Consider the following 14,895-nt stretch of genomic DNA (forward strand, 5'->3'; position numbering starts at 1 on the left):
GGCGAGGCGCGCACACGGTTGACGGACCGTCCGCTGCGGTACGTTTTCAGTCCCGTCCACTGCCCGGAGCCCAGGGAGACGGCGCCATGACCACCGGTAGTCGGCAGGACCAGGGCAATGCCCCGCACTCGCACCCGCACTCGCACCCGCAGCGCTTCGTCATCAGCTTCGCGGGCTTCAACCGCCCCTGGGCCGTGTGGATCGCGCACCGCCTGGAGGAACACGGTCACCGCGTCGCCCTCCAGCGCTGGGACCCGCAGAACAGCCCCGGCCTCGCCCAGGCCCTCGACGACCTCGCCCGTTCCGGCAGCCGGGTCCTCCTCGTGCTCAGCGAGCGCTACTTCTCCGCGGGCACGCACACCGACGAGGAGTGGAACACCGCCCTGCGCACGGTCACCGACCACCACCCCGACCGGTTCGCGGCCGTCTGCCTCACCGACGCCCCGCTGCCCAGCGCCGTCGCCGTGCTGGAGAAGACGGACCTCTGGGGCATGGACGCGTACGAGGCCGAGTACCGGGTGCTGCGCCGCCTGGAGCTGCCCACCGACCGGATCGGCACCGACACCGGCCGCCGCGGCCCCCGCTTCCCCAACGACCCGCCCGAGATCTGGGGCCGGGTCCCGCGCCGCAACCCGCGCTTCACCGGCCGCAACGACGTCATCGGCACCCTGCGCGCGGCGCTGACCGAGGCCCCGCCCGGCGCGTCCACCGTCACCCTGCTCGGGCTCTCCGGCGTGGGCAAGACCCAGGTCGCCACCGAGTACGCCTACCGCTTCGCCTCCGAGTACGACGTGGTGTGGTGGGTGCCCGCCGAGGACCGGCCCACCCTGCGCGAACGCCTCGCCGACCTGGCCCCCGCCCTCGGGCTGCCGCGCGGCGCCGGCAGCTACGGCGAGCAGATCCGGGCCGTCCTGGAGGCGCTGCGGCGCGGAGCCCCGTACGGCCGCTGGCTGCTGGTCTTCGACGGCTGCGACAACCCCGACGACCTGATCGACCTGCTGCCCTCCGGCGCCGGCGATGTGATCATCACCTCGCGCAACCGCGAGTGGGCCGCCCGGCACACCAGCCTGGTCGAGGTCCCGCTCTACGCCCGCCCCGAGTCGGTCACCTTCATCCGCCGCCGGGCCCGCCGCCTCACCGCCGACGAGGCCGACCAGCTCGCCGAGGCACTGGAGGACTACCCCCTCGCCCTCGACCAGACCGCCGGCTGGCTCGCCGACTCCCCGCTGACGGTCGGCGACTACCTCTCGCTGCTCCAGCGCCGCCTGGACTCCCGCGAGGCCGTCACCGTCTCCGACGACTACCCGCTGCCCTTCCCGACCGCGCTCGCCATACTGCTCAACAACGTACGGGAGAACTTCCCCGACGCCCTCGCCCTGCTGAGGCTGTTCGTGTTCTTCGCCCCCGGCCCGGTACCGCTGCGGCTGCTGCGCGAGTTCCCCGCCGACGACGTGCCCGAGGAACTCGCCGGGCTGATCAACGACCAGATCCGGTGGAACGCGGCCCTCAACAAGCTCGTCCAGTTCTCCGTGGTGCGGCTGGAATACTCCGACCTGGCCGTCGAGGAGGGCGGCGGCGGGCTGGAGACCGTACAGCTGCACCGCATGGTCCACGGCATCGTCCGCGAGGACCTCTCCGAGGAGGAGGCCGGGCCGCTGTCCCGGGCCGTCCGCCAGGTCCTCGCCGCGGCGGACCCCGGCCGGCCCTCCGACTCGCGGCTGTGGCCCCGGTACGCCGAACTCGTCCCGCACCTGGCCACCTCCGGGGTGCTCACCAGCAGCAACCCGCGCATCCAGAACTTCCTGCTGCACTGCCTGCGCTACCTGATCCTCGCCGGGGAGTACCGCACCTGCCTGCGGCTCTCCGAGGAGACCGACCAGATCTGGAGGGCCACACTGGGCGCGGACCACCCCAAGGTGCGCGAGCTCAGCTACCAGTACGGCAACGCCCTGCGCAACCTCGGACTGTTCCGCCGCGCCGAGACCCTCACCAGGGCCGTCGCCGACCGGCTCACCGAGGAGCGCGGCGACCGGGACCTGGAGAGCCTGCGCGCCACCAGCGCGTACGGCGGAGTGCTGCTGTGCATCGCCAAGTTCGAGCCCGCCCGGGAGATCTTCGAGCACTGCCTGGCCACGTACCGCGAACTGCTCGGCGAGGACGACACCACCACCCTGGACGCGCAGAACAACCTGGCCGCCACCTACCGCCTGCTCGGCCGCTACCAGGACGCCTACGACCTCGACCTGGACACCCTGCGCCGCCGCGAGCGGGTCCTGCGGTCCCTGCACATCTCCACCCTCGCCTCCGGCATCGCCTGCGCGATGGGGCTGCGGCTGATGGGCCGCTACCGCGAGGCCCAGACCCGGCAGGAGCAGGGGGTCAAGCTCAACACCCAGGTACTGGGCCTGGGCCACCCGCAGACCCTGCGCGCCGAGCACAACCTCGGGCAGTGCCTGCGCCGCTCCGGGGACATCCCCGGCGCGGGCCTGCGGCTGCGGACCGTGTGGGAGCGGGCGACACGGGTCTTCGGGGTCGACTACCCGTGGACCTTGATGGTCGCCTCCGACTACGCGACGTACCTGCGTGAGTACGGGGACATCGGCGAGGCCCGCCGGATCTCCGAGGACGTGGTCCGCGGCTACCAGTCGCAGCTCGGCCTCGCGCACCCGTACAGCATCGGCACCGTCGGCAACCTGGGGCTGGTGCTCCGCGCACAGGGCGAGCGGGCGGAGGCGCTGTCTCTGGCGGAGCAGGCGCTGGTCGGCATGCGGGGCGCGCTCGGCGACCGGCACCCCTGGACGCTGGGCTGCGCCCTGAACGCCACCGGGCACCGCAACATCACCGGGCGGCTGGAGGACGCGCTGTCCCTGAGCCGGGAGACGCTGCGCACCGCCGAGCAGGTCCTCGGCCCGGACCACCCGATGACGCTGAGCGCGCAGATCGCTCTGGCGGCGGACCTCCGCGCGGTGCGCGAGGACCCGGAGGCGGGCAAACACGAGGACGCGGGCATCAAGGGCCTGACCCGCACCCTCGGCCCGCAACACGTCCACACGATCTCGGCGAAGCAGCAAACCCGCCCGTACTGGGACTTCGAGCCGCAGCCGTAGCCAAACCCAGCCCCTCCGGCGTTTGAGTGGGGGTCCCCCCGGACGAAGTCTGGGGGAGGGTCCGGGCAGAGCCCGGTGCCCGGCGGAGCCGGGTTTCCTGGGGCTCCGCCCCAGACCCCGCGCCTCAAACGCCGGCGAGGCTGGATTTGCGCGGCCCGTTGGCTGTGTCGGGGGTGGGCGGGGGCCCTCGACCAGCATCAGAGAAGGTTTGGGGGTTTCCCGGCAGTCTTCGTCTCTCCGTGGCGGGCCGGTCCCTCAAGGGCGCTCCCTACGGTCGCGTCGCTTCGCGATGGCCTTCGGCCACCCTTGACCGACCGTCCCGCCACGGACATACGAAGACTGCCGGGAAACCCCCAAAGGAACGGGCCGGGAGTCTTTTTCAGGGACGGGGAGATCGGAGACCGTCGGGTCTGGCGCCGGCGGCCCAGCCCCCGAGGCGGCCCCATCTCCTTCGGTTCCGGGGTCGGGGGCGGGGGCGCGTCAGATCGCTACGCGCTTCTCGATGACGGCGTCCGACGGTCGTCTGGGGCTGGACATAGGCCGCCACAGATCGCTACGCGCTTCCCGACGACGGCGACCGACCCCCGTCCGGGGCTGATGAGGGCAGATGAGAGGGCCGCCGACCCGTTCCTCGTCCCAGCCGAGCTGTACCCGGGTCAGAGCGGCCTTCGCACCACAGAGCCATGCGCAGACCGGCGTATTTGGGGCGAATTGACGGCTGTTTCGCGTGCCCACCGGTCCTGACGGGAGTACAGCTCGGCATAGCCGTTGTCCGGGGCTGAGTGTCCCGAGGGCGCGGATGCGGTTGGCTATTCGGCTGGCTCGACGTTGCCGACTGCGGTGGTGAACTCGCGGCCGGACGCGGGTCGGATGTAGGCCAGTTCCATCCAGTGTTGGTGGACGGAGTCCGACACGTCCTCGTTGACCACGGCCATCAGTACTCCTTCGGTGCCTGACGCGATGTCTCGTACGCGGCGGCGCAGCAGGCGATGAGGGACGTACTCGTAGCGTTCAGTCATCGGCTGGCTCCTGGATGGAGGAGACGAAACGCTCCCAGCCGGCGCGTGCGCGGTCGAGGAGTTCCTGGCTGAGCCCGGGCGCCTGGCTTGGCCAGGGACTGGCCGGGACTTCGTGGGCGTCGAGAGTCATCGATGGGAGCTTCTCGATGCCCCTTCGATTCATGGGATCCATGCCCGTGTCCTCCAGAAGGTCCGTCGGCTGGTCTCCGCTCAGCCTGGACCTCCTCCAACGCTGCGGAAATGACCGCCTGTTGTACTTCCGTTGCACTTGTGTCCCCCCGCCTGCCGGGGCCGTGCTTCGATGGCGGTAGGAAGGGAGCGACGCGTGGCGACCGTGCACCACTGGACCGGCCTGGAGGCCCGTGCCCTGCGTCTTGCGCTGCGAATGAGCGTCCGATCGTTCGCATGCCACCTCGGCGTCGGCATCCGGACGATCTCCAAGTGGGAGAAGCTTCGGGCCGCAACAGAACCCCGCCAGGACACCCAGGCGATCTTGGATACCGCTCTGGCCCGCGCGGATGCGGCCGCCCATCTCCGCTTCGAGACGTTCCTGTCCGAAGCCGGCCGGACCACCTCTGCGGCGGGCGGCGTCACGGTCAGTGGGCCGCTGGCCTGGGAGTACGAGTCGTGGACCGACGATCTGGACCGGGCCGTGGTTGCCCTTTCCCGGCAGGATTTCACCTTCGCCGACAGCCTGATCCGGCGTTGGCTCGGACGGTTCAAGCTGACCGCTCTTGATGACAGGGGCCTGTATCTGTTCGCTCGCTCGACCGCCTTGCTGGGCGATCTCCAGCGCGATCAGGGGGCTGTGCTCGGCCCGTTGTCGGCCCAGCATTCCTATGCCGCGGCGAAGTCGCTGTTCGGTCAGTTGGACATCCCCCGCCGCGTCGCCCAGCTAGACCTGTCCCTCGCGGTAGTCGCGGAGATGTCGGGGAAGTTGGAGATCGCCGCCCAGCAGTACGAGTACCTGGCCGTGGACGACCGGCTTTCCCGCCGTGACCGGGCCCGTGCCCGACTGTGGGTGGGGACCGCCCTGAGCAAGGACGGGAATCACAGCTATGCCTCGCGCGTCATGCTCGCCGCGACACGGGAGTTCGAGGATCTTGCGGAACCCGAGGACTGGTCGGTCGCCCACCAGAAGCTCGCCCTTGCTCACCGTGGGACCGGAGACCTGGCCAATGCCCTGCACTTCATCGGCATCGCCCGCAGCACGGCCGCCACTGACGCGCCGATGCAGCGGGTCCGCCTGGAAACCGCCCACGGCCACATCCTGCTGTCCGATCCCGCCACCCGCGATGATGGGCTGACCCTCCTCGATAAAGCGGCCAGACTGGCCGGGCAGTTCGGCCTCAGCCACCAGCTGGCCAGCATCGAGGGCATCAGGGCCATGAACGAGGGGGCGTCCAGCCCCCGGCGACGGTGAGCAGGGAGAAGATCGCGTGACGGACATCCAGCAGACGATCACCGAGGACCAGTGGCGGCGGGCCAAGCTGATCTGGGACTACCACCAGATGGGCCACGACCTGGCCCCTGCGGATGTCGCGATCGGACTGGGCAGCCACGACCTCGGAGTCGCCGCGGCCTCCGCTGATCTCTATCGGGCCGGGTTGTTCCCGGTACTTGTGTTCACCGGCGGCAACAGCCCCACCACCCGGGCTCGATTCCCCCGCGGGGAGGCCGTCCACTTCCGTGAGCACGCACTCGAACTCGGTGTCCCCGACGAAGCGATCCTCGTCGAACCCAACGCCGCCAACACCGGCCAGAACATCAGCCTCACCCGTGACCTCCTGGCCGCGAACGGCATCACGCCGAAGACCGTACTGCTGGTCTCCAAGCCCTATATGGAGAGGCGGTCCTTCGCCACCGCGCGCAAGCTGTGGCCAGAGGTCGAGATCCTCTGTGCATCGGAGCCGCTTGAGTTGGACGACTACCTCAAGAGCATCGGTGACGAGAAGCTCGTCCTGGACATGCTCGTCGGCGATCTCCAGCGGGTCATCGAGTATCCGAAGCTCGGGTTCGCCATCGCCCAGGATGTCCCGGAGGACGTGCATGAAGCGTACGAATCCCTCATCCGCGACGGCTTCACCAGCCGAGTCATCGACTCCTGATTCCCCAGCGCCGGGAGCGCGTTGTGCCATCCACCAGTCGGGTGTCTGCGCCTCGTGACTACTCGGGGGCAGTCTGCTCGGCGACCCACGACAGGTAGGCATCTGAGCCGCCTTCTAGCGGAAGCACGATCCACTCCGGTACGTCGTAGCTGTGCTCCTGTGCCACCCATGCGCTGAGAGCAGGGAGGCGCTCTCGTGTCGTCTTGTAGGAGATGCGCCATTCGGCGGCCGTCTCGACGGTTCCCTTCCACCGGTAGACGGCCGTGAAGGGCGCGTCGATGTGCGCACAGGCCGCCAGTCGGGCCTCCACCGCGCCCCGCGCCAGCTCACTCGCCCTGTGTTCGCTGTCGATGGTTGTCTGCGCGATCACGACGTCGGTCGCCATGGCGGTCCTCCTGCTGTGTCGGTTGCCACGACGGACACTACCCAGAGGCAGTCCAGGGCGGTGTCGGCGTAGGCGAACCGGGAGCCGGAAGGCCCGGCCCCCCGAGGGGGCCGGGCCTTCCGTGTTGCTGAGCCAGCGCAGCGGTTACGCCTCGAAGACCTCCGACAGGAGGAGCTGCTGCTCCGCCTGGTGGCGCTTCGCGGAGCCCACCGCCGGGGACGAGCCGTGCGGGCGGGAGATCCGGCGCAGGCGCTCGCCCGACGGGACCTCCGCGCCGACCGCCAGGTCGAGGTGGTCGATCAGGTTGAGGGCGATGAAGGGCCATGCGCCCTGGTTCGCCGGCTCCTCCTGGGCCCAGATGTACTTGGCCGCGTTCGGGAACTTGGCGATCTCCGCCTGGAGCTCCGCACCCGGGAGGGGGTAGAGGCGCTCGATGCGGATGATCGCGGTGTCCGTGATGCCGCGCTTCTCGCGCTCGGCCTCCAGGTCGTAGTAGACCTTGCCCGCGCAGAAGACGACCTTGCGGACCGCGTTCGCGTCCACCGTGGAGTCGCCGATGACCGGACGGAACGAACCGGTCGTGAACTCCTCCGCCTTCGACGCCGCCGCCTTCAGACGCAGCATCGACTTCGGGGTGAAGACGATCAGCGGCTTGTGGTGCGGGTTGTGGACCTGCCACCGCAGGAGGTGGAAGTAGTTCGACGGGAGGGTGGGCATGGCCACCGTCATGTTGTCCTGCGCGCACATCTGGAGGAAGCGCTCCGGGCGGGCGGACGAGTGGTCCGGGCCCTGGCCCTCGTAGCCGTGCGGGAGGAGGAGAGTGACGCCGCTCGTCTGGCCCCACTTCTGTTCCGCCGAGGAGATGAACTCGTCGACGACGGTCTGCGCGCCGTTGACGAAGTCACCGAACTGGGCCTCCCAGAGGACCAGCGCGTCCGGGCGGGCCAGCGAGTAGCCGTACTCGAAGCCCATGGCCGCGTACTCGGAGAGCAGCGAGTCGTAGACGTTGTAGCGGGCCTGGTCGTCCGACAGGTAGAGGAGCGGGGTGTAGTCCTCGCCCGTTTCCCGGTCGATGAGGACCGCGTGGCGCTGGCCGAAGGTGCCGCGGCGGGAGTCCTGGCCGGACAGCCGGACCGGGGTGCCCTCCATCAGCAGCGAACCGAAGGCCAGGGTCTCGCCCATGCCCCAGTCGATGGTGCCCTCGTCGATCATCGCCGCGCGGCGCTGCAGCTGCGGCAGCAGACGCGGGTGGACGGTGACGCCCTCGGGGATGGTGACCTGGGACTCGGCGATCCGCTTGACGACGTCCTGGGAGATCGCGGTGTTCACGGCGACCGGGAACTCCTGCGCGGTCTGCGCGGGCGTCACCGGGGCGCCGGCGGCCGGAGCCGTCGAGGCCTCGCGGACCTCCGCGAAGACCTTCTCCAGCTGGCCCTGGAAGTCCTGGAGCGCCTGCTCGGCCTCTTCCAGCGTGATGTCGCCGCGACCGATGAGGGACTCGGTGTAGAGCTTGCGCACCGAGCGCTTCTTGTCGATCAGGTCGTACATCAGCGGCTGCGTGAAGGCCGGGTTGTCGGACTCGTTGTGGCCGCGGCGGCGGTAGCAGATGAGGTCGATGACCACGTCCTTGTTGAACGCCTGGCGGAACTCGAAGGCGAGGCGCGCGATGCGGACCACTGCCTCCGGGTCGTCGCCGTTCACGTGGAAGATCGGCGCCTCGATCATGCGGGCCACGTCGGTCGCGTACATCGAGGAACGCGAGGACTCCGGGGCGGCGGTGAAGCCGACCTGGTTGTTGATCACGACGTGGACGGTGCCGCCGGTGCGGTAGCCGCGCAGCTGCGACATGTTCAGCGTCTCGGCGACCACACCCTGGCCCGCGAAGGCCGCGTCGCCGTGCAGGGCGACGGGCAGGACGGTGAAGTCCGTGCCGCCCTTGTTGATGATGTCCTGCTTGGCGCGGACGACGCCCTCCAGGACCGGGTCCACCGCCTCCAGGTGCGAGGGGTTGGCGACGAGCGAGACCTTGATCTGCTCGCCGTCCAGGCCCGTGAAGGTGCCCTCGGCGCCCAGGTGGTACTTGACGTCGCCGGAGCCGTGCATGGACTTCGGGTCGAGGTTGCCCTCGAACTCGCGGAAGATCTGCGCGTACGACTTGCCGACGATGTTCGCCAGCACGTTCAGGCGGCCGCGGTGGGCCATGCCGATCGCGACCTCTTCGAGGCGGGCCTCGGCGGCGGAGTCGATGACGGCGTCGAGCAGCGGGATGACGGACTCGCCGCCCTCCAGGGAGAAGCGCTTCTGGCCGACGTACTTCGTCTGCAGGAAGGTCTCGAAGGCCTCCGCCGCGTTCAGGCGGCGCAGGATGCGCAGCTGCTCCTCGCGCTCCGGCTTGGAGTGCGGGCGCTCGATGCGGTCCTGGATCCAGCGGCGCTGCTTCGGGTCCTGGATGTGCATGAACTCGACACCGGTGGTGCGGCAGTACGAGTCGCGCAGCACGCCGAGGATGTCGCGCAGCTTCATCATCGACTTGCCGGAGAAGCCGCCGACGGCGAACTCGCGCTCCAGGTCCCACAGGGTGAGGCCGTGCTCGGTGATGTCGAGGTCGGGGTGCTTGCGCTGCTTGTACTCCAGCGGGTCGGTGTCGGCCATGACGTGGCCGCGGACCCGGTAGGAGTGGATCAGCTCGAAGACGCGGGCGGCCTTCGTGACGTCGTCGTCGTGCGAGGCGTCGATGTCACGGTTCCAGCGGACCGGCTCGTACGGGATCCGCAGCGCCTCGAAGACGTCGTCGTAGAAGTCGCCCTCGCCGAGCAGCAGGTTCGCGACGATCCGCAGGAACTCGCCGGAGGCCGCGCCCTGGATGACCCGGTGGTCGTAGGTCGAGGTCAGGGTCATGACCTTGGAGATGCCCAGCTTGTTCAGGGTGTCCTGCGAGGTGCCCTGGAACTCGGCGGGGTAGTCCATGGAGCCGACGCCCATGATGACCGACTGTCCGGGCATCAGGCGGGGCACGGAGTGCACGGTGCCCAGGCCGCCGGGGTTGGTGAGGGAGACCGTCACGCCGGTGAAGTCGTCCATCGTCAGCTTGCCGACACGGGCACGGCGGACGATGTCCTCGTAGGCCTGCCAGAACTCGAAGAAGTTGAGGGTCTCGGCCTTCTTGATGCCGGCGACGACGAGCTGGCGGTCGCCGTTGGGCTTCACCAGGTCGATCGCGAGACCGAAGTTGATGTGCTCCGGCTTGACCAGGGTCGGCTTGCCGTCCTTCTCCGCGAAGGAGTAGTTCATGGCCGGCATGGCCTTGATCGCCTGCACCATCGCGTAGCCGATGAGGTGCGTGAAGGAGATCTTCCCGCCCCGGGCGCGCTTGAGGTGGTTGTTGATGACGATGCGGTTGTCGAACAGCAGCTTCACCGGGACGGCGCGGACGGACGTGGCCGTCGGGACGTCGAGGGAGGCGTTCATGTTCTTGGCGACGGCAGCCGCCGGGCCGCGGAGCGTCACCAGCTCGGGGCCCGCGGGGGCCTCGGTGGCGGGCGCGGCCTTCTGGGGGGCTACGGAGGTGGCGGGCGCGGCCGGTGCGGCGGCCGGGGCCTGGGAGGTGACAGTCACAGCAGGGGCACCAGAGGGGGTGGCAGGAGCAGGGGCAGGAGCTGACACAGGCGTGGGCGCAGGAGTCGGGGGTGCTGCGGCGCTCGCCGCCCCCGTGGCGGCGGCGTCGGCGACCTGAGGAGCTGCGGCGACGGGGGTGGCGGCCTGTGCGGAGGCGCCATCCGTCGTCGGGGACTTCACGGGCTCATCCGACTTCACCGGAGCGACAGCGCCCCCCGGCTTGTAGTCGGCGAAGAAGTCCCACCAGGCCCGGTCGACCGAGTTCGGGTCCTGGAGGTACTGCTGATAGATCTCGTCGACGAGCCACTCATTCGCGCCGAAGCCTGAGGCAGGGTTCTTCCCGCCCTCTGCTGCTTCGGTCGTGGTGCTCGGGTTACTGGGGGACTGTGGCGACACGGCGGCAACCGCCCTCTTCCGCTTCACAAGGTATGGACAGCGGGAATAAAGGCTACGCCTCCTGGGCCGCGAGATGCAGACCGGGCGGTACATCCGTCACGCAGGTCACATCGAACGGCGGGTTTCACCACCCGGAATGGCGGGAAACAAGTGTGGTTCGGGTAGGGGGCACCGAGGTTGCGGCCCCCTTGGCTTCGCACCCCTGACGGACCCCGGGTACGTGTGGCCGAGATCATGTCCTTCCCACTCGAACCCTACGTCAACACGGCGCCTATGAGCTGCCCGGAAGCGTGACGAGGATGCGGCAGCCACGTGACGATTCGGCCACTCCGATCCGGCCGCCGTGCAGCTCCACGGCCCATCGGGCGATCGCCAGCCCCAGTCCGGTGCCCCCGTCGCCCCCGCGCGCACTGCCCCGGTTGAACCGCTCGAAGACCCGGTGGCGCTCCGCCTCCGGGATGCCGGGACCTTCGTCCAGCACCTCCAGCGCCAGGCTGCCGGGCGCGTCGCCGGCCCTGGCGCGGACCGTGACCCGGCCGTGCGGCGGGCTGTGCTTGACCGCGTTGTCGATCAGGTTCGCCACCACCTGGTGCAGCCGCTCGGCGTCCGCGTACGCCCACAGCTCGGGCGGGAACACGTCCAGGTGCAGGTGCACGTCGTTGCGGGTGTGCCCGCCCGAACCGGAGAGCAGCCCCGGCCGGCCGACGGCCGCCAGCGCCGACTCCTTCAGCACCCCCGACAGGTACGGCCACACCTCGAAGCGGCGCGCCCGCAGCGGGACCACGCCGTTGTCGACCCGGGACAGGTCCAGCAGGGTCTCCACGAGCCGCCCGAGGCGCTCGGTCTGCTTCAGCATCGTCCGCATGGTCTCGGGATCGGCGGCCGAGACCCCGTCCACCACGTTCTCCAGCACCGCCCGCAGCGCCGCGATCGGCGTGCGCAGCTCGTGCGAGACGTTGGCGACCAGCTCCTTGCGGTGCCGGTCCACGGCCTCCAGGTCGTCCGCCATCAGATTGATGGTGGAAGCCAGGTCGCCCAGCTCGTCACGGCGCCCCGCCCCCCGGACCCGCCGGGTGTAGTCGCCGTGGGATATCGCCCGGGCCACCGTCGTCATGTCGTCCAGCGGCGCCGTCAGGCTGTGCGCCACGAACTGGGTGATCAGCATCGAGGCGATCACCGAGAAGACCGTGATGAACCGCAGCTCGGTGTCGGTGCGCAGGGCCACCAGCAGCAGGCCCGTCGTGATGAAGACCGAGACCACCACGAGGGTGCCCAGCTTGGTCTTGATCGAGAAGGGTGAGAAGGGCCGCAGCCCCCCGGTGGGGCGCTGCCGCTGCGCCGGCCGGCCGCTCATGCCTGGGCCGGGGTCTCCAGGGCGTACCCGACGCCGTGGACCGTACGGATCCGCTCCGCGCCGATCTTGCGCCGCAGTGCCTTGATGTGGCTGTCGACCGTACGGGTCCCGGACGCGTCGGCCCAGTCCCACACCTCGGCCAGCAGCTGCTCCCGCGAGAGCACCGCCCGCGGGGTCCCGGCCAGGCACACCAGCAGGTCGAACTCGGTCGGCGTCAGGTGCACGTCCTCGGTCTGCACCCGGACCCGGCGCTGCGCGTGGTCGATCTCCAGGTCGCCCAGGCGCAGGGTGGCCCCGCGCGGGGCGTGTGCGGCGATCGTCGCCCGCTCCACCCGCCGCAGCAGTACGTGGACCCGTGCGGCCAGCTCGCGCATCGAGAACGGCTTCGTCATGTAGTCGTCCGCGCCGACCCCGAGCCCGACCAGCAGGTCGGTCTCGTCGTCCCGCGCTGTGAGCATCAGCACAGGGACCGGCCGCTGCGCCTGGACCCGGCGGCAGACCTCCAGTCCGTCGAAGCCGGGCAGCATGACGTCCAGGACCAGCAGCTCGGGCAGCCAGCTCTCGGCCGCAGCCACGGCGGCCGGGCCGTCCGTCGCCGTCTGCACCTGGAAGCCCTCGGCGCGCAGGCGGGCCGCGATGGCCTCGGCGATGGTGTGGTCGTCCTCGACGACGAGCACACGCCGCTGGGCGCCGGGTGTCGCCGCGGCGCCGTTGTGGGTGGTGTGTGTCTGTTCCATTTCCGCCCCTGAAGATCCCGCGTGAATGGGGTGCAGCGTAGAGGAGGCACCGGCCGGCGGCTACGTGGGGTTGGGGCACGGCAAATGTGCGGGACCTCTGCAAATGGAGGGGGATATACCGGGCGTTCGGGGGCTAATCGGGGCCAAATCAGGGGCCCGATCCGGGTCCCGGCAGGGTCCAAACAAGGTGGAATCGTGATCAGGATGAGTCGCCCTGGCCCGCCGTGAAGGAGGGCAGCGCGTCCAGTACCTTCGTCAGGGTCCCCGGCAGGGACCCCTCGTCGCCGGCCACCTCGAAGCCGCCGTGGACGAACGCGTAGAAGAACCCGTCGTAGATCGTCGGGCCGCCCGTCGAGATCCTGGGCAGCCGGGCGAAATCCGCCTCCTCGAGGGCGGTGCGCAGGGCCCCCAGCCCGGCCTCCGACAGCTTTCCGGTGCCCTCCGGCCCCGCCTTGGCGTCCAGCCGGGTCCACGAGCCGTCGCCCTTGACGATGAGGGTGTGCGTCTGGCCGGCGAAGCCGCCGCTGCGGGTGACGCGGACCAGGGTCTCGGAGGGCGCGGGGAGCCGGTCGGCCGTCGGGCTCGTCGTGGGGCTCGGGCTGGTGCCCGTGGTGGGGCCGGGGCTCGCGCTCGCGCCCGGCCCGGTGGAGGCCTTCGGGGGCGTGTCGTCGCCGCCCCCGGAACCGGACGGCCCGCATCCCGCCAGGAACACCGCACTCAGCAGCACCGAAGCCACCGCTCGGAACGCGCGCACACCCACCTCCGCAGGCACTGGGGTCCAACCCCGAGTATGGAGTCCGCACACCCGTTCCGACAGCTCCCGGAGGCCGCCATCAGCCGGATCGCCCCCTGGCGACTGCTCCCGCCGCTGCTCGCCGTGGTCCTCGGCCTCTGGGGCCTGGAGCGGGGCGGCAGCATGTGGCGCGACGAGTCCGTCACCTGGCAGGTGGCCCACCGGCCGCTCGGCGGGATCTGGGAGCTGCTGGGCCAGGTCGACGCCGTCCACGGGCTGTACTACCTGCTCATGCACGTCGTCTTCCTGACCTGGGACGGCGGCCTGTGGGCGCTGCGGCTGCCCTCCGTGGCCGCCACCGCCCTCGCGGCCGCCGGGGTGGCCGCGGTCGCCCACCGGCTCGCGGGGGAGCGGGCGGCGCTGCTCGCCGGCTCGGTGTACGCGCTGCTCCCGCCCGTGCAGATGTACGCCCAGGAGGGGCGCTCGTACGCCCTGGTCGCCGCCGCGGTGGTGTGGGCGACCCATCTGATGCTGCGCGAGCGGTGGGCGGCGTACGCCGTGGTGCTGCTGCTCGGCTGCTGGCTGCACGAGTTCGCCGTGCTGGCGCTGCTCGCCCACGGCTTCACCGCCTGGCGCTCACGCGGCTGGCGATGGAGCGCCGCGGCCGTCGTCGCCCTGCTGCTGCCGCTGGCCGTGGCGAGCGCGCGGCAGGCCGAGCAGCAGCTCGGCTGGCTCGGGCGGCCCAGCGGGCAGGACTGGGCGGCGTACGGGGTGCTCGCGGCCGCCGTGGTGCTGCTCGCCCGGGGCGCGTCCGGAGAACTCGTACGGGTGGCGCTGCCGCTCGCCCTGCTGCCGCCCGGCCTGCTGATGGTGATCTCCCTGGTCCACCCCTGGTACGTCGACCGGTACGTGCTCTACGCGCTGGCCGGGCTCGCCCTGCTGGCCGGGGCCCGGCTGGCGGCGGCCCGCGGGTGGTGGCCGTGGCTGCTGGCCTGCGCCCTGCTGGTGCCGGTCGGCTTCTGGTCGGTGTGGCTGCGTACGCCCGAGAGCCGCAAGGACGACGTCCTCGCGGTGGCCGCCGCGGTCCGGGAACGAGCCGGGCCGGGGGACGCGGTGCTGTTCATGCCGTCGCGGCGGCGCGAGTGGCTGCTGTCCTCGCCGGGGGTCTACCAGGGGCTGCGCGACGTGGCCCTGGACCGCTCCCCGGCCGCATCGCACAGCCTCCAGGGCACCGAGCTCACCCCGGAGCGGATCCGGGAGGCCCTGCTCGGCGCCCCCCGGGTGATCGCCCTGCTCGACCCGGCCGGGCAGCCCCTGGACCCGTACCCGCGGGAGGCGGTCAAGCGGGAGACGCTCGCCGCCCGCTTCGAGGTGTGCTCGGTCACCGAGGTACGCGGCGCCCGCGTCGCGGTCTACGCCCGCCCGGGCCACTGCCGGTAGC

At 70.8% G+C, this 14,895-nt stretch carries 11 protein-coding genes; 4 read left to right on the top strand and 7 right to left on the bottom strand.

All coding sequences use genetic code 11. The features are described from left to right. The first annotated feature begins 86 nt into the window (after positions 1 to 86). Positions 87 to 3,107: an FxSxx-COOH system tetratricopeptide repeat protein gene (gene fxsT / locus ACZ45T_RS03370; RefSeq protein ID WP_468436922.1), complete on the top strand. Its 3,021-nt coding sequence runs from the start codon at positions 87 to 89 to the stop codon at positions 3,105 to 3,107. 809 nt (positions 3,108 to 3,916) lie between these two features. Here the strand turns inward: fxsT and ACZ45T_RS03375 are convergent. Next, positions 3,917 to 4,126 carry a hypothetical protein gene (locus ACZ45T_RS03375; protein ID WP_468436924.1) on the bottom strand — a complete coding sequence of 70 codons (210 nt, stop codon included), beginning with the start codon at positions 4,124 to 4,126 and terminating at the stop codon, positions 3,917 to 3,919. Next, a complete protein-coding gene (locus ACZ45T_RS03380) occupies positions 4,119 to 4,256 on the bottom strand; it encodes a hypothetical protein (RefSeq protein WP_468436926.1) in 138 nt (45 codons plus the stop codon). Before ACZ45T_RS03380 ends, ACZ45T_RS03375 begins: the two co-directional genes overlap by 8 nt. 195 nt (positions 4,257 to 4,451) lie before the next feature. On the opposite strand from ACZ45T_RS03380, the gene ACZ45T_RS03385 reads away from it, so the two are divergent. Further along, on the top strand, positions 4,452 to 5,549 hold the full coding sequence (locus ACZ45T_RS03385; RefSeq protein WP_468436928.1) for a helix-turn-helix domain-containing protein: 1,098 nt from the start codon (positions 4,452 to 4,454) through the stop codon (positions 5,547 to 5,549). Between the two features lie 16 nt (positions 5,550 to 5,565). After that, positions 5,566 to 6,234: a YdcF family protein gene (locus ACZ45T_RS03390; RefSeq protein WP_468436931.1), complete on the top strand. Its 669-nt coding sequence runs from the start codon at positions 5,566 to 5,568 to the stop codon at positions 6,232 to 6,234. A 58-nt stretch (positions 6,235 to 6,292) separates the two neighbouring features. Here the strand turns inward: ACZ45T_RS03390 and cutA are convergent, their stop codons facing one another. The 5 genes from cutA to ACZ45T_RS03415 all read right to left on the bottom strand — a co-directional run bounded on the left by cutA (position 6,293) and on the right by ACZ45T_RS03415 (position 13,475). Beyond that, positions 6,293 to 6,619 carry a divalent-cation tolerance protein CutA gene (gene cutA, locus ACZ45T_RS03395; RefSeq protein WP_468436933.1) on the bottom strand — a complete coding sequence of 109 codons (327 nt, stop codon included), beginning with the start codon at positions 6,617 to 6,619 and terminating at the stop codon, positions 6,293 to 6,295. Positions 6,620 to 6,763: 144 nt separating this feature from the next. Further along, on the bottom strand, positions 6,764 to 10,630 hold the full coding sequence (locus tag ACZ45T_RS03400) for a multifunctional oxoglutarate decarboxylase/oxoglutarate dehydrogenase thiamine pyrophosphate-binding subunit/dihydrolipoyllysine-residue succinyltransferase subunit (protein ID WP_468436935.1): 3,867 nt from the start codon (positions 10,628 to 10,630) through the stop codon (positions 6,764 to 6,766). A gap of 271 nt (positions 10,631 to 10,901) precedes the next feature. Beyond that, positions 10,902 to 11,984: a HAMP domain-containing sensor histidine kinase gene (locus tag ACZ45T_RS03405; RefSeq protein ID WP_468436937.1), complete on the bottom strand. Its 1,083-nt coding sequence runs from the start codon at positions 11,982 to 11,984 to the stop codon at positions 10,902 to 10,904. Continuing rightward, positions 11,981 to 12,721: a response regulator transcription factor gene (locus ACZ45T_RS03410; RefSeq protein ID WP_468436939.1), complete on the bottom strand. Its 741-nt coding sequence runs from the start codon at positions 12,719 to 12,721 to the stop codon at positions 11,981 to 11,983. Before ACZ45T_RS03410 ends, ACZ45T_RS03405 begins: the two co-directional genes overlap by 4 nt. 199 nt (positions 12,722 to 12,920) lie before the next feature. After that, a complete protein-coding gene (locus ACZ45T_RS03415; protein WP_468436941.1) occupies positions 12,921 to 13,475 on the bottom strand; it encodes a hypothetical protein in 555 nt (184 codons plus the stop codon). A 36-nt stretch (positions 13,476 to 13,511) separates the two neighbouring features. On the opposite strand from ACZ45T_RS03415, the gene ACZ45T_RS03420 reads away from it, so the two are divergent. Beyond that, positions 13,512 to 14,894, top strand: coding sequence for a glycosyltransferase family 39 protein (locus ACZ45T_RS03420; RefSeq protein WP_468436943.1), 1,383 nt, complete (start codon positions 13,512 to 13,514; stop codon positions 14,892 to 14,894). The last annotated feature ends 1 nt before the right edge of the window (position 14,895 follow it).

This window comes from Streptomyces sp. NPDC030995 (genome assembly GCF_055571215.1).